The following is a 17,813-nucleotide window of genomic DNA, read 5'->3' on the forward strand; positions in this document are numbered from 1 at the left end:
ATGTCCCGACTCAATCCCCGGCAGCAGGAAGCCGTGAACTACGTCGGCGGCCCTCTTTTGGTGCTCGCCGGTGCCGGTTCCGGCAAGACCAGCGTGATCACCCGCAAAATTGCCCACCTGATCCAGAATTGCGGGATCCGGGCCCAGTACATCGTCGCCATGACCTTCACCAACAAGGCCGCGCGCGAAATGAAAGAGCGGGTCGGCACATTGCTCAGAGGCGGCGAAGGGCGTGGTCTGACGGTCTCGACCTTCCATAATCTGGGCCTCAACATCATCCGCAAGGAACACACGCGGCTGGGTTACAAACCGGGCTTCTCGATCTTCGACGAGACCGACGTCAAGGCCCTGATGACCGACATCATGCAAAAAGAGTATTCCGGCGACGACGGTGTCGACGAAATCAAGAACATGATCGGCTCGTGGAAAAACGATCTAATCCTGCCCGCCGAGGCCCTGGAAAACGCTCGCAACCCCAAGGAACAGACTGCTGCCATCGTCTACACCCACTATCAGCGCACGCTCAAGGCGTACAACGCGGTGGACTTCGATGACCTGATCCTGATGCCGGTCAAACTCTTCCAGGAACACGCCGACATCCTGGAAAAATGGCAGAACAAAGTGCGTTATCTGCTGGTGGATGAATACCAGGACACCAACGCCAGTCAGTACCTGCTGGTGAAGTTGCTGATCGGCTCGCGCAACCAGTTCACCGTGGTGGGCGACGACGACCAGTCGATCTACGCCTGGCGCGGCGCGCGACCGGAAAACCTGATGCTGCTCAAGGATGACTACCCGTCGCTGAAAGTGGTCATGCTGGAGCAGAATTACCGCTCGACCAGCCGCATCCTGCGCTGCGCCAACGTGCTGATCTCCAACAACCCGCATGCGTTCGAAAAGCAGCTGTGGTCCGACATGGGCCACGGGGACGAGATCCGGGTCATTCGCTGCCGTAACGAAGACGCCGAGGCCGAGCGGGTGGCGATGGAAATCCTCACCCTGCACCTGCGCACCGACCGGCCCTACAGCGACTTTGCCATTCTGTACCGCGGTAACTATCAGGCCAAACTGATCGAGCTGAAACTGCAGCACCATCAGGTGCCGTATCGCCTGTCGGGCGGCAACAGCTTCTTTGGTCGTCAGGAAGTGAAAGACCTGATGGCCTACTTTCGGCTGCTGGTGAACCCGGATGACGACAATGCGTTTCTGCGTGTGATCAACGTTCCGCGTCGGGAAATCGGTTCGACCACGCTGGAAAAACTCGGCAACTACGCCACCGGACGCAAGGTATCGATGTACGCCGCCACCGATGAAATCGGCCTTGGCGAGCATCTGGACAGCCGTTTCACCGACCGCCTGCAACGCTTCAAGCGCTGGATGGATGGCGTACGCCAGCAATGCGCGCAGAACGACCCGATTGCTGCGCTGCGCAGGATGGTCATGGACATCGATTACGAGAACTGGCTGCGGCAGAACAGCTCCAGTGAGAAAGCTGCCGACTACCGGATGAGTAACGTCTGGTTTCTGATCGAGGCGCTTAAAAACACGCTGGAAAAAGACGAAGAAGGCGGCATGACCATCGAGGAGGCCATCGGCAAGCTGGTCTTGCGGGACATGCTCGAGCGTCAGCAGGAAGAGGAAGACGGTGCCGAGGGCGTGCAGATGATGACCCTGCACGCGTCCAAGGGGCTGGAATTTCCGTACGTGTTCATCATGGGCATGGAAGAAGAAATCCTCCCGCACCGCTCCAGCATCGAGGCCGACACCATCGAGGAAGAACGCCGCCTGGCGTACGTGGGCATCACCCGCGCGCGGCAGACCCTGGCGTTTACCTTCGCCGCCAAGCGCAAGCAGTACGGGGAAATCATCGACTGCTCGCCAAGCCGTTTTCTGGATGAGCTGCCGCCGGACGATCTGGCCTGGGAAGGCACTGATGACACGCCAGTGGAAGTCAAAGCGGTGCGCGGCAACACAGCGCTGGCCGATATTCGCGCGATGCTGAAACGCTAGCCGACACAAAATTGATCATTTATTGCGCAATGGCGCAGCCAAGGAATTGAAGTGGAAGCACTGCACAAGAAGATTCGCGAAGAAGGCATCGTACTGTCCGAACAGGTGTTGAAAGTCGATGCGTTTCTCAATCACCAGATTGATCCTGCGCTGATGAAGCAAATCGGCGACGAGTTCGCCCGGCTGTTCGCGGATGCGGGCGTGACCAAGATTGTCACCATCGAAGCGTCCGGCATTGCACCGGCCGTGATGGCGGGCCTGAATATGGGCGTGCCGGTGATTTTCGCCCGCAAGCATCAGTCCCTGACCCTGACTGAAAACCTGCTGTCGGCTACCGTGTATTCCTTCACCAAACAGGTGGAAAGCACTGTCGCCATCTCGCCGCGGCATCTGAACAGCACAGACAACGTGCTGATCATCGATGACTTCCTGGCCAACGGCAAAGCGTCGCAGGCACTGATCTCGATCATCAAGCAGGCTGGCGCCACCGTAGCCGGCCTGGGCATCGTAATTGAGAAGTCCTTCCAGGGCGGCCGCGCCGAGCTGGATGCACAGGGCTATCGCGTTGAATCGCTGGCACGGGTCGAATCGCTGGCCGGCGGGGTGGTGACGTTCAAGTAAGGCCCCAATGATGGACACGCCTCCGAGCTTCTGCCTGTGGGGCGTGGGAGCGAACTTGTTCGCGAAAGGGCCGGTATGATCGCCGAAACATGCGTTGTCTGAAATACAGTCTTTGCGGACAAGTCCGCTCCCGCAAAGGCCCCGTTTTTCGCGCTCTTCAAGACCTGTGCATAACACTGGACGCGGAGAATGGGCGCGGTAGCGTTTTCCAGGCACCTCTCGTTCCTCATGCTCCAGCGTGGGAATGCCGGTCGTGACGCTCTGCGTCGCAGGCTCTAAATACCGAGTGCGCGCAAACGCCGATACAGGGTGCGTTCGCTCAATCCCAGCTCCTGGGCCAGCTCACTGCGTGAGCCTTTGAACACCCGCAACGCGTGTGCAAGTTTCTCCAGGCCATCATCCTGCCGGCGATAAGAAACGCCGCTCGGCTCGCCATGCCCGCGCACTTCAGCGGGTAGATCCTGCGCGCGAATGATGCCGTCATCGGCGAACAGCCTGGCGCGTTCGAGGATGTTGCGCAGCTCGCGGATGTTGCCGGGGTAGCTGTAGAAGCTCAGCAGTTTCATGGCCTCGTTATCGACACGTGGCGCAGCACCTGGCGCGATGCGTTGCAGCAAGCTGTCGATCAGCAGCGGCAGGTCCTCGCTGCGCTCACGCAGGGCGGGCAAACGAATCGGAAAGGCGCTGATTCGGTAGAACAGGTCTTGACGAAAGCTGCCTTCGGCGACCATGTCCTTGAGCGGCTTGTGGGTCGCCACAACCAGCCGGAAATCGGAATGCACGGTTCTCAGGCTGCCTACCGGACGGAAACTCCCCGACTCGATCAGCCTCAGCAGTTTGACCTGCATGGCCAGCGGCACCTCGCCAATCTCGTCGAGAAACAGCGTACCGCCATGAGCGGCCTCGGCCAGGCCGGTCTTGCGTTGCAATGCTCCGGTAAATGCACCCTTTTCATAACCGAAAAGCTCGCTCTCCAGCAGGCTTTCAGTCAGCCCGGTGCAGTCCACGACTACCAGTGGCCCGGCAGACCTAGAGCTGCTGGCATGCAGCGCACGTGCAAACAGCTCTTTGCCGGTCCCGGATTCGCCTTGCAGCAGCACCGGTATCTGCGCTGGCGCGGCGCGCTGCAAGGCGCTCAACACCTCCTTGAATGCAGCCGAACGCCCCACCAGCCCATGTTGCTGAGGCTGGACCGACGCCACCGCCACTGAACTCAAGCGCTCGACGTAAGCGATCACTTCGCCCTGATCGTCCAGAATCGGCCGCAGTTCTACGTCGACATGCTCCGGGCCGCGCGGCGTGTGGTGAATATGCAGCAGGCGCTCAGGCAACCTGGTTTCATGGGCCTTGCGCATCGGACAATGCTCACCGGCCTGATCGCAGGGCACGGCAAACTGGTGGGATACCCGATAACATTTCTCGCCAACGTGCGGCGTGCCCTCGACGCCAAACTGGCGCTGGTAGGCGGTATTGGCGGCGATGATGTTGTAGTCGGTGTCCAGCACGATGGTCGGACGCAGATCATGCTCGAGGTACGACACCAGCGACTGCATGCGGCTGCCGGTAAAATCGGTGGCGATGACTGACATGATTGCTCCTGAAGACGGGTGGCCCGCTGGTCAACGGGCTGCCAGTTTATGCCATTGACTGCCAGCAAGCTGCCAAAAAGTGGCAGTCAGGTCTGATCGGCTGTCAACAGGGTGAGGCGTAGAACAAACCTGCCCCTTGCAATGACTGAGCGCCAGGTGCGTCAGCGTGATTGGCATGGTAATTGAGACTGCAATGCAACGACTGCCAACCGTCCAGCTCCAAACAGCTTCGGGGCGATTACAGCCATGGGAATTGCACATGATCATTGGTGAAAAGCTTCACGTTGAAGCGTTGTTCGACAGCGAGACCGGGACCATCAGTTATCTGGTGATGGACCTGGAGAGCAAGCAGTGCGCGCTGATCGACAGCGTGCTCGATTACGACCCCAAGTCCGGTCGCACCCGGACTGAGTCCGCCGACCGGATGATTGACCGCGTACGGGCCTTGCAGGCCTCGGTGCAATGGATTTTCGAAACGCATGTACATGCCGATCATCTGTCGGCAGCGCCTTATCTGAAACAGAACCTTGGCGGCAAGATCGTGATAGGCAGCCACATCACTGTCGTGCAGAAGACTTTCGGTGCGTTGTTCAACGCATCGTCGGATTTCGCGCGCAATGGCAGCCAGTTCGATGTACTTCTGGATGATGACGCTGCATTCGCCATCGGCACGCTGCAGGTAAAAGCCATGCACACGCCCGGACACACGCCGGCCTGTATGAGCTACCTGGTGCAGGTCGGCGAACAGACCGTCGCGTTTGTCGGCGATACGCTGTTCATGCCCGATTACGGCACCGCCCGCTGCGACTTCCCGGGCGCTGATGCACGCACCTTGTACCGTTCGATTCGCAAGCTGCTGGCCCTGCCACCGCAAACCCTTCTGTTCATGTGTCACGACTACCTGCCCAACGGCCGGGCGCTGAAATACATGACTACCGTCGCTGAGCAGCGCGCGAGCAATATTCATGTGCATGACGGCGTCGATGAAGACACATTCGTCAGCATGCGCGAAGCCCGCGATGTGACGCTGGAGATGCCGGTGCTGATGCTGCCTTCGGTACAGGTCAACATGCGTTGCGGGCACTTTCCGGAGCCCGAAGACAACGGCGTCGTTTATCTGAAGATCCCGCTCAATGCGCTATGAGCCCTGCCTGCCATTGGAAACTCTGCAATGAATGCCTCGAATACTACCTGTCAGATCCTGATCGTCGGCGCGGGTGCTGCTGGCATAGCCACGGCCACAAGCCTGCTCGCCCGCGATGCCTCGCTGCAGATCACGCTTGTTGATCCTGCCGACACCCACTACTACCAGCCTGGCTGGACGATGGTCGGTGCAGGCATCTTTGAAGCGCAATCGACGGCGCGCAGTATGGTTTCACTGATCCCCAAGGGCGTGCAGTGGATCAAGGCCGCGGTGGCAAGCTTCGAACCGCAGGACAACGCCCTGACACTGGAAGACGGCAGCACGATCGGCTATCAGCAACTGGTGGTCTGCCCCGGGCTGAAGCTGGACTGGGCAGCCATCGACGGGTTGGTCGAAACCCTGGGTGCCAACGGCGTGACGTCCAATTACCGTTTTGACTTGGCGCCTTACACCTGGAAACTGGTGCAGGAACTCAAGCAGGGCCGCGCTTTGTTCACCCAACCGCCGATGCCGATAAAGTGCGCCGGTGCGCCGCAAAAGGCCATGTACCTGTCCTGCGATCACTGGCTGAAAGCCGGGTATCTCGCGCAGATCGATACGCAGTTCTATAACGCCGGTGGCGTGCTGTTCGGTGTCGCAGATTACGTTCCGGCGCTGATGAGCTATGTGGATCGTTACGCCATCGACCTCAAGTTCAGCCACCGGCTGGTGGCTGTTGACGGGCCGGGTAAACGCGCCACGTTCATTCGCAGCCAGCCCGACGGCAGCAGTGAAACCGTCGAGCAAAGTTTTGACATGCTGCATGTCGTGCCTCCGCAGACTGCCCCCGATTTCATTCGCAACAGCCCGCTCGCCGACGCGGCCGGCTGGGTAGATGTGGACCCTGCCACGCTTCGGCATCGGCAGTTTGCCAACATTCACGGGTTGGGCGACGCCACTAATACCAGCAACGCCAAGACCGCTGCTGCCGCCCGCAAACAGGCACCGGTAGTGGCCAATAATGTACTGGTTGCGTTGGGTCGGCTGAGCGGTTCGGCTGCTTATGACGGCTATGGCTCCTGCCCGCTGACTGTCGAAAAAGGCAAAATCGTGCTGGCCGAGTTCACCTATGGCGGCAAGGTGGCGCCCAGCTTTCCGGGCTGGTTGCTGGATGGGCGCAAACCGACCCGACTGGCGTGGTGGTTGAAAGAGCGCGTGCTACCCGCGCTGTACTGGAACGCCATGCTCAAGGGCCGTGAATGGCTGGCAAAACCCAAGAAGGCTGACGCTCCGCATGGTTGAGCATCAGTTATTGGGCGCAGGTCTGGGCGCAATCATCGGGGTGGTGCTGGCACTGACCGGGGCAGGCGGCGGCATTCTCGCGGTGCCGTTGCTGGTGTTCGGGCTGGGGCTGACGATTGTCGAAGCAGCGCCGGTCGGTCTGCTGGCGGTGGGTCTGGCTGCCGGGGTCGGCGCTGTGCTGGGGTTGCGCCAGGGCATCGTGCGCTATCGCGCGGCAGGGTACATCGCAGGTATCGGCGTGCTGATGTCTCCCATCGGCCTCTGGCTTGCCCACCGTCTGCCCGCCGCGCCGCTGGCGCTGATATTTTCGGCAGTGTTGCTGTATGCCTGCGGGCGCATGTTCATGCGGGCCAGCCGTGAACTGCGTGACGGCCAGGCTGCGCCGCGAGCAGAAATACTGCCCTGCGTTCTCAACCCGCTGCAAGGACGACTGCGCTGGACGATGCCGTGCCTGCGTGCCTTGACGCTGACCGGTCTGGGCTCGGGGTTGCTGTCCGGGCTGCTCGGCGTGGGCGGCGGCTTTGTGATAATTCCGGCGCTGACCCGCTATAGCGATCTGGACATGAAGAGCGTCGTGGCGACCTCACTGGCGGTGATCGCTCTGGTTTCTGCAGGCAGTGTCATCATCGCTTCGCTCAGCGGGGTCATGCACTGGGCGGTAGGCGCGCCCTTCGCGCTCGGCGCGGTTGCCGGCCTGGTCGGTGGCAGACAAATCTCTCGCTACCTTGCTGGCCCGCGTTTACAGCAGTTGTTTGCTGTGTGCGGGCTCGTTGCTGCGGTTATGTTGGTGCTTACGGTGGTGTAGTTGGCGTTGGCTCTTCTATGAGTCTCGTACCCGCACATCAACATCGGACGCAGAGCATCCAGAACTGCGTCCCCCACGCTGGAGCGTGGGCACGAGCATCAGCCCGTCAGCCCGGTTGTATTCTGCAGCCCAGCCAGCAGCAGCCGCTGGTACAGCTCTTCGCGCAGGCCCTGCGGGTTGTCCAGTTGCATGCGCTGCAGATGCTGCTGGAAGGCTTCCGGCTCTGGAGCATCGAGGGCGGCTTTGCCCAGTTCGAGAATTTCCGTGAGCTTGAGTTTGCTTTTCAGCCAGTTCAGCGCCCGCAGCAGATCGCGCTCTTCAGGCGTGAAATCACAGCCCAACGGGTACTCGGTGAACAACGATGGGTAATGCGCTGAAGTTTCTCGCAGGCGTTCTGGTGTGTTCTGAGTAAAGCGCGGGTCGAGGTGGAAATCCTTGGGCAGCTTGCCAGCCTTTTGGGCCTGCTCGATCAAGCCAGGCTGAAACCTTGAGTCGGTGATATTCAGAATGCGTTCGATGACTGTGGCGTCGGTCTGGCCGCGCAGGTCGGCAATGCCGTATTCGGTCACGACGATATCGCGCAGGTGCCGAGGGATCGTTGTATGGCCATATTGCCAGACGATATTTGAGCTGACCTCGCCGCCTGACTCGCGCCAACTGCGCAGCATTAGAATCGAACGAGCGCCTTCCAGTGCATGAGCCTGGGCGACGAAGTTGTATTGCCCGCCAACACCGCTGAGCACCCTGCCGTCTTCCAGCTGGTCGGCCACTGCTGCGCCCATCAGCGTGACGGTGAATGCGCTGTTGATGAAGCGTGCATCGCGGCGTTGCAGGCGCTTGAGGTCTTCTTGACCATAAAGCTCGTTGATGTAGCTGATGGCAGTCATGTTGAATTGTGCCAGGCGTTCGGCAGGCAGCTCGCGCAGGCGTTGGTAAAAACTCGACGGCCCGAGGAAGAACCCGCCGTGCACGATTACGCCTTCAGGGTGCGCGTCTTCGTCGAGGGTGCCCATGTTGGCCAACCGCTGCAGCTCTGCATCGGCATACACCTTGCGCCGCACAATGCCTGCATCGGCCAGCACCAACAGCCCGTTGACGAACATCTCGCTACAGCCATAAAGACCGCTGGCGAAAGGCTGGGTACCGCCCTCCCGGTCGATCAGGGTCTGCCAGTTGCTCATGTTCAGCTCGGCCAGCAGGCTACGCCAGGTTTCGTTGTCGGCCTGCCTCGCCAGCAATGCGCCGGTCAGCGCATCGCCCATCGAGCCGATGCCTATCTGCAGCGTACCGCCGTCGCGCACCAATGTGCTGGTGTGCAGGCCGATCAGATGATCTTGATAGCCGACCGGCATGTTGGGCGTCGAAAACAGCGTGCTGCGCTCGTCTTCGTTCAACAGCAGATCGAAGGCTTCGACGTCCAGCTCCGAGTCGCCCGGCATGTACGGCAGGTCAGCGTGGACCTGGCCGAGCATCAGAATGGTTTCTCCGGCAGCTCGACGCTTGGCGATCATGGGCAGCAGATCGAGGGTCACGTCCGGGTTGCAGCTCAGGCTCAGCGTGGTCGGACGCTGATCATCGCGCGCTATCAGCTGCGCAATCAGGTTCAGCCCGTTGGCGTTGATGTCGCGGGCGGCGTGGCTGTAATTGCTGCTGACGTAGTCCTGCTGGGCCGGCGCACTGTCGAGCAGGCTGCCTGGCTGCATGAAGAACTGCTGGACGCGAATATTGGCGGGCAGTTTGTCGCGGCGCAGGGCGGAGAGGTATTCAAGCTCCGGATAGTCTCCGAATGTCCGTTCCAGAAACGGCTCCAGAAACCGCGCCTGCAAGCCCTCGCCCGGCGTGGGTCGACCAAGCGTCAGGGCGGTGTAGATCGTCAACCTTCGCTCGGGCAGCTGACTGATACGTTGGTACAGGGCGTTGACGAACCGATTGGGCTTGCCCAGCCCCAACGGCATGCCGAGATGAATATGCTCGGGTAACTGCGCCAGAACGTGATCGACGGCTTGCTCGATGGAACAGGAATACGGCATCCCGGCTCTCCTGAATTGTTATTGGATGCAGGTTGGACCGGTGACGAAGTGAAAGTGCTGCATGGCCACCGTGCTGATGCTCCAGAGTGTGACGCGGAGCGTCACGAAATGCATTCCCACGCGCGTGAAGAACGAGAGGCCTTCGCCATGCCGCGCGATTACGGTCAGGTTAGGGGCCGGAATTATAGGATTATTTCAGTCCGGACATGCTCTGGATGGTGCTTTTGAGTTCTTCGTCAGTGCAATCGCCGCAGGTGCCTTTCGGGGGCATGATGCTCAGGCCTTTGATGGTGCTGGCCAGCAGGCCATCCAGGCCGCCTGCTTTTTTCGCCCGCTCTTGCCAGGCTGGCGTGTCACCGATCTTCGGCGCGTTGAGCAGGCCGACGCTGTGGCAGGCTACGCAATGCGCAGCAATGATGTCGTCAGGGGATCGGGCATTGTCGGCGGCCTGAGCGTTCAGCGCCAAAATCGTCAACGTGCCCGCTATGGCCAGGTTCTTCAGGGTCGTCTTCACGCTGCACTCATCGGCATAAGGCGGTCAGAAATTAGCAGGCGTTGCAGCGCTGATCAGTCGCGCCGCAACATCGAACGGGTTGCGAAAGCGGTGCGGTCGAGTGCTTTCGAAGTAATAACTGTCGCCTGCTTCGAGCACGTAAGTGTCGTGTCCGACAACCAGCTCAAGCCGTCCTTCAACGAGAATTCCGGTTTCTTCGCCTTCGTGAACGAGCATTTCTTCGCCGGTATCGGCGCCCGGCGGGTAGGTTTCGGTCAGGAACGCGATGGCGCGGCCCTGATGCGACTTGCCGACCAGCTTCATAGTGACGGCACCGTCCGAGATATCAATCAGCTCGCTGGCCTTGTAGACCACCTGGGCTGCGTTCTCCGGCACGGTTTCTTCCGAGAAGAATTCGACCATGGACATCGGGATGCCGCCCAGCACCTTGCGCAGTGAGCTGATCGAAGGGCTTACGCTGTTTTTCTCGATCATGGAAATGGTGCTGTTGGTCACGCCTGCGCGCTTGGCGAGTTCTCGTTGGGACAGGCCCTTGAGCTTGCGGATCGATTGCAGCCGTTCACCCACGTCCAATGCGGCATTCCCCCGGTTTTTGTCAGGTCAGGTCGTTATGAACGCCATCATGGCAACAGCGTTCAATATTTACAACACTTCGACAGAAACCGAAACGTAAAGGACTGGCGCCGAGACGCAGGGATCAGTTTTCGGAATAGATACGCGGAACACGACGCAGATTGCAGAAGATCTGGTACGGAATCGTCTCAGCCTGCGCGGCAACTTCGCTGGCGAGCACGCCCTTGCCCCACAGCTCGACCCGACTGCCGAGCCCGGCCTGTGGCAACCCGGTCAGGTCCACGCAGAGCATGTCCATGGACACTCGGCCAATCAGACTGGAGCGCTGGCCATCGACATGCACAGGCGTGCCGGACGGCGCGTGGCGCGGATAACCGTCGGCATATCCCATGGCTGCCACGCCGACCCGCAATGGGCAGTCGCTGACGAAGGTCGCGCCATAACCCACTGCCTCGCCAGCAGGCACTTCGCGCACGCTGATGATTTTCGATTCCAGCGTCATGACCGGTTGCAGCCGGTCTGCCAGTGGCTGCGACTGGCCAAACGGCGTAGCGCCGTAAAGCATGATGCCGGTACGCGACCAGTCGCTGCGGATCTTCGGCCAGCCCAACACGGCAGGCGAGTTTTTCAGGCTGGTTTCTGCCGCCAGCCCCTGGCAGGTGGCTTCGAACACTGCGTACTGTTCGGCGCTCGACGGGCTGTCCAGTTCGTCTGCACAGGCGAAGTGAGTCATCAGGACGACTTTCGCCACTTTGCCGCTGGCCAGCAGACGCTGGTGGGCCGCGCGATATTCCGAAGGGTACAGCCCGACGCGGTGCATGCCGGTGTCGAGCTTGAGCCAGACGGTTAACGGCTTGTCGAGGCGAGCCTTTTCAATGGCCTCCAGTTGCCAAATCGTATGCACAACTGTCCATAAGTCATGCTCGACAATCAGCGCCAGCTCATCCGCTTCAAAGAAGCCTTCGAGCAGCAGGATGGGCGCGCGAAGGCCGGCTGCGCGCAGCTCCAGCGCCTCTTCGATGCAGGCAACTGCGAAACCGTCGGCTTGTGCCTCCAGTGCCTGGGCGACACGCACTGCGCCGTGGCCATAAGCATCGGCTTTGATGACCGCAAGGGCCTTGCCGCCGCTGCTTTCTCGAGCCAGTTGGTAGTTGTGGCGCAGTGCCTGAAGATCAATAAGGGCGCGGGCTGGACGCATGGTGACGGTAGTTGCCTGAAGAGAGTAATCGAAGAGGAAAGCCCGGCGTTGTGGAGGCTGCGCCGGACCGTTGCGAAGCGTTATGGCAGTGCTGCGACAACCGACAGTTCGACGAGGATTTCCGGCTCGCACAACTTGGCTTCGACCGTTGCACGGGCGGGAGCGAAGCCCTTGGGCAACCACTTGTCCCACACACTGTTCATGCCGGCAAAGTGCGCGTCGATGTCCTTCAGGTAAATCGTGACCGCCAGAATACGCGTCTTGTCGGTGCCAGCCAGGTCGAGCAGACGCTCGATGCTGTTCAGGACCTCCCGGGTCTGTTGCTCGACACCTGCGGTCATGTCATCGCCCACCTGGCCTGACAGATAGACGGTGCCATTGTGGACGACGACCTGACTCATGCGCTCATTGGTGAGCTGGCGCTGGATTGACATGCTGTGCATTCTCCTGGGTGTGGCCGTAACGAGAGATATCAAGCCCTTGGGCACTGATCTGAGGTGTCTTGCGGGCGATGATATCTGCCAGCAAACGACCGGAACCACACGCCATCGTCCAGCCCAGCGTGCCGTGGCCGGTGTTGAGGAACAGGTTGCGGAACGGTGTTGCACCCACGATCGGCGTCCCGTCGGGTGTGGTCGGACGCAGCCCGGTCCAGAAGCTCGCCTGGCTCAAGTCGCCGCCCTGAGGATAGAGGTCACCGACGATCATCTCCAGCGTTTCGCGACGACGAGGGTTGAGCGAGAGGTCGAACCCGGCGATTTCGGCCATGCCACCGACCCGGATTCGGTTATCGAAACGGGTGATAGCGACCTTGTAGGTTTCATCGAGAATGGTCGATTTCGGCGCCATCTCGGGGCGGGTGATCGGCACCGTCAGCGAATACCCCTTGAGCGGGTACACCGGGGCCTTGATGCCCAGCGGCTTGAGCAATTGTGGCGAGTAACTGCCCAGCGCCAGCACATAGCGGTCTGCGGTTTCCAGCACGCCATCGACCCACACGCCGTTGATGCTGTCGCCTGCGTGGTCAAGGCGCTCGATGTTCTGGCCGTAACGGAACTCGACGCCCAGTGCCACCGCCATCTCCGCCAGCCGCGTGGTGAACAGCTGGCAGTCACCGGTCTGGTCGTTGGGCAAGCGCAATGCGCCGCTCAGAATGCCGGTCACCCCGGCCAGTGCCGGTTCGACACGGGCAATGCCCTCGCGGTCCAGCAGCTCATAAGGAACACCGGACTGCTCGAGCACCGAGATGTCCTTGGCGGCATTGTCCAGTTGCGCCTGAGTACGGAACAGTTGGGTAGTGCCCAGGCGTCGACCCTCGTAGGCAATCCCGGTTTCGATGCGCAGCTCGTCCAGGCAATCGCGGCTGTATTCAGAGAGGCGCACCATGCGCTCCTTGTTGACGGCATACCGGCTTGCCGTGCAGTTGCGCAGCATCTGGGCCATCCACAGGTATTGATCGATGTCGGTGGTGGCTTTGATCGCCAGTGGCGCATGGCGCTCCAGCAGCCACTTGATGGCCTTGAGCGGCACACCTGGCGCAGCCCAGGGCGAGGCATAGCCCGGAGAGACCTGGCCGGCATTGGCAAAACTGGTCTCCATGCCGGCAGCGGGCTGGCGGTCGATCACGGTCACCTGGAAACCGGCACGCGCCAGATAATAAGCACTGGTGGTACCGATGACGCCACTACCAAGGACCAGAACGCGCATGTCGACGACCTCATCGCGGATATCCGCTGATATTTTTAAGGTTAAAGCCAGAATGTGCGCAGTATATTGAGCTACGGGCAGTGTTTCTCACTGTATAACCGTTTATATTCAGCTTTTATTCACGGCATTAAACGCTTTGGTAGAGGGGAACTTGCCCGTGCGTACTCAACATCAGTCAAATCGCGAACTGGACAAGATTGATCGCAATATCCTGCGCATTCTTCAGGCAGATGCACGTATCTCGTTTACCGAGCTGGGCGAAAGGGTCGGCCTTTCGACCACGCCCTGTACCGAGCGCGTTCGTCGGCTGGAGCGCGAGGGCATCATCATGGGTTACAACGCCCGCCTGAACCCGCAAAGCCTCAAGGCCAGCCTGCTGGTCTTCGTGGAAATAAGCCTGGATTACAAGTCTGGCGACACCTTCGAAGAATTTCGCCGCGCCGTGCTGAAGCTGCCGCACGTGCTGGAGTGTCACCTGGTGTCCGGCGACTTCGACTATCTGGTCAAGGCGCGTATTTCCGAGATGGCGTCGTATCGCAAACTGCTGGGCGACATCCTGCTCAAGCTGCCGCATGTGCGCGAGTCCAAGAGCTACATCGTGATGGAGGAAGTGAAAGAAAGCCTGAACCTGCCTGTTCCCGAGTGATTCTGGCGCTTACACCAGCACCTGGCGGGTCGACGCCATGTACGCGTGTATCTGCTTTTCGACCTGCGGGTGGATGAGCTCCACCGGGCGGCGGTTGTTCGGGCACGGCAGGCTTGCAGTGGTGCCAAACAGGCGGCAGATCAGCGGGCGTTCGTCATACACCGTGCAGCCTTGCGGGCCCAGGTGGACACAGTTCAGCTCATCGAGCGCGGCTTCCTGCTCGGCGGCAGTCTTGCGTGGCAGGCGCGACATTTCTTCGGGCGACGTCGTGACCGGCCCGCAGCAATCGTGACAGCCGGGCACGCACTCGAACGAGGGAATCTGACGTCGCAGATCGCTGACTTTTTGGCGGTTGCAGCTCATTGAATCGATCATCCACACACAATGCAGGGAGTTTGCCTCAGTTGGCAGGCTCATGACAGCGGCTTATCCTCCCCTGCATACAAACATCGCCAACAGGAAGAATCCATGAACGCTCGCGTTCAGCATCCGAACCGTGACGCCCCTCATGTTGCCTCCTACTATGCTGCCAGCAGCCATCCGCAACCGGATCATGCTGTGCTTCAAGGCGAGCTGAAGGTGGACGTGTGTGTCGTGGGCGGTGGATTTTCCGGGCTCAACACTGCCATCGAACTGACCGAGCACGGCTTGAGCGTGGCGCTGCTGGAAGCGCGCAAGATTGGTTGGGGGGCCAGCGGGCGTAACGGCGGGCAGTTGATTCGCGGCGTCGGCCATGATGTTGGGCAGTTCGCCAATGTCATCGGCAGTGACGGCGTGCGCCAGCTCAAGCTGCTGGGTATCGAGGCCGTCGAGATCGTACGCCAGCGTGTCGAGCGTTACGGCATCGACTGCGACCTGAAATGGGGTTATTGCGATCTGGCCAACAAACCACGTGATCTGGACAGCCTGGCCGAGGACGCAGATGAACTGCGCAGCCTGGGTTATCGCCATGCGTTGCAGCTGCTGCAACCTGATCAGATGCGCAGCGTGGTGGGTTCCGATCGATACGTCGGCGGGCTGATCGACATGGGCTCCGGGCATCTGCATCCGTTGAACCTTGCGCTGGGCGAAGCGGCGGTCGCAAGAGCGCTGGGCGTGCAGGTGTTCGAGCGCTCTGCCGTGACTCGCATCGACTATGGCTCGCAGGTCAAGGTGCACACGGCTCAAGGGACGGTGCTGGCGAAAACCCTGGTGCTCGGTTGCAACGCTTACCTCAATGACCTGAACCCGGAACTCAGCGGCAAGGTTTTGCCCGCAGGCAGTTACATCATTGCGACTGAGCCCTTGAGCGAGGCTCAGGCCAGTGAATTGCTGCCACAGGACATGGCTGTCTGCGATCAGCGCGTGACAGTGGACTACTATCGCCTGTCTGCCGACCGTCGCCTGTTGTTCGGAGGTGCCTGTCATTATTCAGGGCGTGATCCGCAGGATGTCGCCGCTTATATGCGTCCCAAGATGCTGGAAGTATTCCCGCAGCTGAAAGGCGTGAAAATCGATTATCAATGGGGCGGCATGATCGGTATCGGCGCCAACCGCCTGCCGCAGATCGGTCGGCTCAAGTCCCATCCCAACGTGTTTTATGCCCAGGCCTATTCGGGGCACGGCGTGAACGCCACGCACCTTGCGGGCCGCTTGCTCGCCGAAGCCATCAGCGGGCAGCACAGTGATGGTTTCGAGCTGTTCGCCAAGGTGCCGCACATGACCTTTCCGGGCGGCAAGCATCTGCGTTCGCCCTTACTGGCGCTGGGCATGCTCTGGCACCGGCTGAAAGAATTGCGCTGAAGGCTCACGTCCTCCAGAACGGTTTCATGGCCTCGGCCCTGGCCTGCCGGGCATCGAGGCCGATGTCGCGCAACTCATCATCGGTCAGCTCCAGCAAGGCGCGGCGGGATGTCCAGCGATGCTGGCAGCGCGCCCAGCGGCTCATGCCCGCCAGCAGGTCGATCTTTTGCGGACGGACTGTCTTGATGGCTGCCGGCCGATAGTCATTCAGTTCCTGGCTGTGAAGCGTCAGACGCACATCGCTGAACCCGTTCATTTCGATTCACTCATCTTGGTTGGGCGTGGGTCTATGATGAAACGACGGGCAAAACCAATACAGATTCAAAATGCAGTTATATTTTCCATACAGAATGCTGATAAATAGCTCTGAATGCTATATTTCTGCCCCATCTGTACTGCTATTGGCGTTGTAAATAACAAGAGGCCGTCATGACGCTCTACGTCAACCTTGCCGAACTACTTGGCTCGCGCATCGAAAACGGTTTTTATCGCCCTGGTGACCGCCTGCCTTCGGTGCGTGCGCTAAGCCTCGAACACGGCGTCAGTCTGAGCACTGTGCAGCAGGCATATCGGCTACTGGAAGACAACGGCCTGGCGTCACCCAAACCCAAGTCCGGCTATTTTGTGTCGGTCAGCAAGCGCGCTCCTGCGCTTCCGGCAGTAGGCCGTCCGGTGCAGAGGCCTGTGGATATCTCCCAATGGGATCAGGTGCTGGAGCTGATCCGCGTGGCGCCGCGCGACGCCGTGACCCAACTGGGGCGTGGCATGCCTGATGTCACCAGCCCGACTCTGAAGCCGCTGATGCGCGCGTTCAGCCAATTGAGTCGTCACCAGGACATGCCGGGTCTGTATTACGACAACATCTATGGCGTGCCCAGGCTGCGCGAACAGATCGCCCGGCTGATGCTCGATTCAGGCTGCAATTTGAGCGCCAGTGACCTGATTATCACCACCGGTTGTCACGAAGCCCTCTCTGCCAGCGTTCGCGCCATCTGTGAGCCGGGTGACATCGTTGCCGTGGACTCGCCCAGCTTTTTCGGCGCCATGCAGACCCTCAAGGGAGTCGGCATGAAAGCCATGGAGATTCCGACCGACCCGCTGACCGGCATCAGTCTGGAAGCGCTGGAGCTGGCGCTCGAGCAGTGGCCGATCAAGGTCATCCAGTTGACGCCAAACTGCAACAACCCGCTCGGCTACATCATGCCGGAAGACCGCAAGCGTGCCCTGCTCACCTTGGCGCAACGCTTCGATGTGGCGATCATCGAAGACGATGTGTATGGCGACCTTGCGTACAACTACCCTCGCCCGCGCACCATCAAGTCCTTCGATGAAGACGGTCGCGTGCTGCTCTGCAGTTCTTTTTCCAAGACGCTTGCGCCCGGCCTGAGGGTTGGCTGGGTGGCGCCGGGGCGTTACCTGGAGCAAGTGCTGCACATGAAATACATCGGCACCGGTTCCACTGCCCCTCAACCGCAACTGGCTATCGCAGACTTTCTCGAAGGCGGTCATTACACGCCGCACGTAAGACGTATGCGTATCCAGTACCAGCGCAGTCGAGATCAGATCATCGACTGGGTGATGAGCTATTTTCCCGAAGGCACACGCGTCAGTCGTCCGCAAGGCGGCTTCATGCTGTGGGTAGAGTTGGCCGAGGGCTTTGACACTCAACGCCTGAACCGTGTCTTGCTGGACAGAGGCGTGCAGGTCGCCGTGGGCAGTATTTTCTCGGCATCGGGCAAGTATCGAAACTGCCTGCGCATGAATTACGCGTCCAGACCCACACGGGAAATCGAGAACGCCGTGCGTATCGTGGGCGAGACAATCACGCAACTGAATGCGCAAACTGACTGACGCTGGCAAATCTTTCCCGGTTTTGTCGGTCTTATCCGCAAGTCGAGCCATGTCCAGACACG

General features: G+C 60.1%; 17 protein-coding genes. 8 read left to right on the forward strand and 9 right to left on the reverse strand.

Annotated features, from left to right (window positions below):
- Entirely contained in the window at positions 1-2,010 is a 2,010-nt protein-coding gene (rep, locus tag I9H09_RS00005; RefSeq protein WP_122347417.1) for a DNA helicase Rep, read from the forward strand.
- A gap of 51 nt (positions 2,011-2,061) precedes the next feature.
- The gene (locus I9H09_RS00010; protein WP_024671123.1) at positions 2,062-2,631 is read left to right on the forward strand and encodes a xanthine phosphoribosyltransferase; all 570 of its coding nucleotides are present in this window, start codon (positions 2,062-2,064) and stop codon (positions 2,629-2,631) included.
- Between the two features lie 275 nt (positions 2,632-2,906).
- Here the strand turns inward: I9H09_RS00010 and I9H09_RS00015 are convergent, their stop codons facing one another.
- The gene (locus tag I9H09_RS00015) at positions 2,907-4,220 is read right to left on the reverse strand and encodes a sigma-54 interaction domain-containing protein (RefSeq protein ID WP_122235345.1); all 1,314 of its coding nucleotides are present in this window, start codon (positions 4,218-4,220) and stop codon (positions 2,907-2,909) included.
- A gap of 259 nt (positions 4,221-4,479) precedes the next feature.
- Here I9H09_RS00015 and I9H09_RS00020 point away from each other — a divergent pair, with 259 nt between their 5' ends.
- The 3 genes from I9H09_RS00020 to I9H09_RS00030 are packed head-to-tail and all read left to right on the forward strand — an operon-like array spanning position 4,480 to position 7,450.
- Entirely contained in the window at positions 4,480-5,364 is an 885-nt protein-coding gene (locus tag I9H09_RS00020) for an MBL fold metallo-hydrolase (protein ID WP_005894592.1), read from the forward strand.
- 27 nt (positions 5,365-5,391) lie between these two features.
- Entirely contained in the window at positions 5,392-6,645 is a 1,254-nt protein-coding gene (locus I9H09_RS00025; RefSeq protein ID WP_053479913.1) for an NAD(P)/FAD-dependent oxidoreductase, read from the forward strand.
- A complete protein-coding gene (locus I9H09_RS00030) occupies positions 6,638-7,450 on the forward strand; it encodes a sulfite exporter TauE/SafE family protein (protein WP_122324872.1) in 813 nt (270 codons plus the stop codon). The genes I9H09_RS00025 and I9H09_RS00030 overlap by 8 nt, the downstream gene beginning before the upstream one ends.
- Positions 7,451-7,548: 98 nt before the next feature.
- Here the strand turns inward: I9H09_RS00030 and I9H09_RS00035 are convergent, their stop codons facing one another.
- The 6 genes from I9H09_RS00035 to dadA all read right to left on the reverse strand — a co-directional run bounded on the left by I9H09_RS00035 (position 7,549) and on the right by dadA (position 13,472).
- On the reverse strand, positions 7,549-9,480 hold the full coding sequence (locus I9H09_RS00035) for an acetyl-CoA hydrolase/transferase C-terminal domain-containing protein (protein WP_122347416.1): 1,932 nt from the start codon (positions 9,478-9,480) through the stop codon (positions 7,549-7,551).
- A 190-nt stretch (positions 9,481-9,670) separates the two neighbouring features.
- Positions 9,671-9,994, reverse strand: a complete 324-nt coding sequence (locus I9H09_RS00040) for a c-type cytochrome (protein ID WP_122311232.1) — start codon at positions 9,992-9,994, stop codon at positions 9,671-9,673.
- 24 nt (positions 9,995-10,018) lie between these two features.
- Entirely contained in the window at positions 10,019-10,567 is a 549-nt protein-coding gene (locus tag I9H09_RS00045) for a cupin domain-containing protein (protein ID WP_005887663.1), read from the reverse strand.
- 124 nt (positions 10,568-10,691) lie between these two features.
- Complete coding sequence (gene alr / locus I9H09_RS00050) at positions 10,692-11,765, reverse strand: alanine racemase (RefSeq protein WP_122311231.1); 1,074 nt, start codon at positions 11,763-11,765, stop codon at positions 10,692-10,694.
- A gap of 80 nt (positions 11,766-11,845) precedes the next feature.
- Positions 11,846-12,199 (reverse strand): RidA family protein, encoded by a 354-nt coding sequence (locus I9H09_RS00055; protein ID WP_005887667.1) that lies wholly within the window; start codon positions 12,197-12,199, stop codon positions 11,846-11,848.
- Complete coding sequence (gene dadA / locus I9H09_RS00060; RefSeq protein WP_005887669.1) at positions 12,171-13,472, reverse strand: D-amino acid dehydrogenase; 1,302 nt, start codon at positions 13,470-13,472, stop codon at positions 12,171-12,173. The genes I9H09_RS00055 and dadA overlap by 29 nt, the downstream gene beginning before the upstream one ends.
- A 157-nt stretch (positions 13,473-13,629) precedes the next feature.
- On the opposite strand from dadA, the gene I9H09_RS00065 reads away from it, so the two are divergent.
- On the forward strand, positions 13,630-14,118 hold the full coding sequence (locus tag I9H09_RS00065) for an Lrp/AsnC ligand binding domain-containing protein (RefSeq protein WP_005887671.1): 489 nt from the start codon (positions 13,630-13,632) through the stop codon (positions 14,116-14,118).
- Between the two features lie 9 nt (positions 14,119-14,127).
- On the opposite strand, the gene I9H09_RS00070 is transcribed toward I9H09_RS00065, so the two are convergent.
- The gene (locus tag I9H09_RS00070; RefSeq protein ID WP_005887673.1) at positions 14,128-14,481 is read right to left on the reverse strand and encodes a YkgJ family cysteine cluster protein; all 354 of its coding nucleotides are present in this window, start codon (positions 14,479-14,481) and stop codon (positions 14,128-14,130) included.
- Positions 14,482-14,586: 105 nt separating this feature from the next.
- Between I9H09_RS00070 and I9H09_RS00075 the strand changes: the two genes are divergently transcribed.
- Positions 14,587-15,900: an NAD(P)/FAD-dependent oxidoreductase gene (locus tag I9H09_RS00075; protein WP_122347415.1), complete on the forward strand. Its 1,314-nt coding sequence runs from the start codon at positions 14,587-14,589 to the stop codon at positions 15,898-15,900.
- 4 nt (positions 15,901-15,904) lie between these two features.
- On the opposite strand, the gene I9H09_RS00080 is transcribed toward I9H09_RS00075, so the two are convergent.
- The gene (locus I9H09_RS00080) at positions 15,905-16,156 is read right to left on the reverse strand and encodes a DUF1127 domain-containing protein (RefSeq protein ID WP_024671438.1); all 252 of its coding nucleotides are present in this window, start codon (positions 16,154-16,156) and stop codon (positions 15,905-15,907) included.
- Between the two features lie 173 nt (positions 16,157-16,329).
- On the opposite strand from I9H09_RS00080, the gene I9H09_RS00085 reads away from it, so the two are divergent.
- The gene (locus I9H09_RS00085; RefSeq protein WP_024671437.1) at positions 16,330-17,751 is read left to right on the forward strand and encodes an aminotransferase-like domain-containing protein; all 1,422 of its coding nucleotides are present in this window, start codon (positions 16,330-16,332) and stop codon (positions 17,749-17,751) included.
- The last annotated feature ends 62 nt before the right edge of the window (positions 17,752-17,813 follow it).

It is taken from the genome of Pseudomonas tremae (assembly GCF_023278125.1).
Classification (GTDB): domain Bacteria; phylum Pseudomonadota; class Gammaproteobacteria; order Pseudomonadales; family Pseudomonadaceae; genus Aquipseudomonas; species Aquipseudomonas tremae.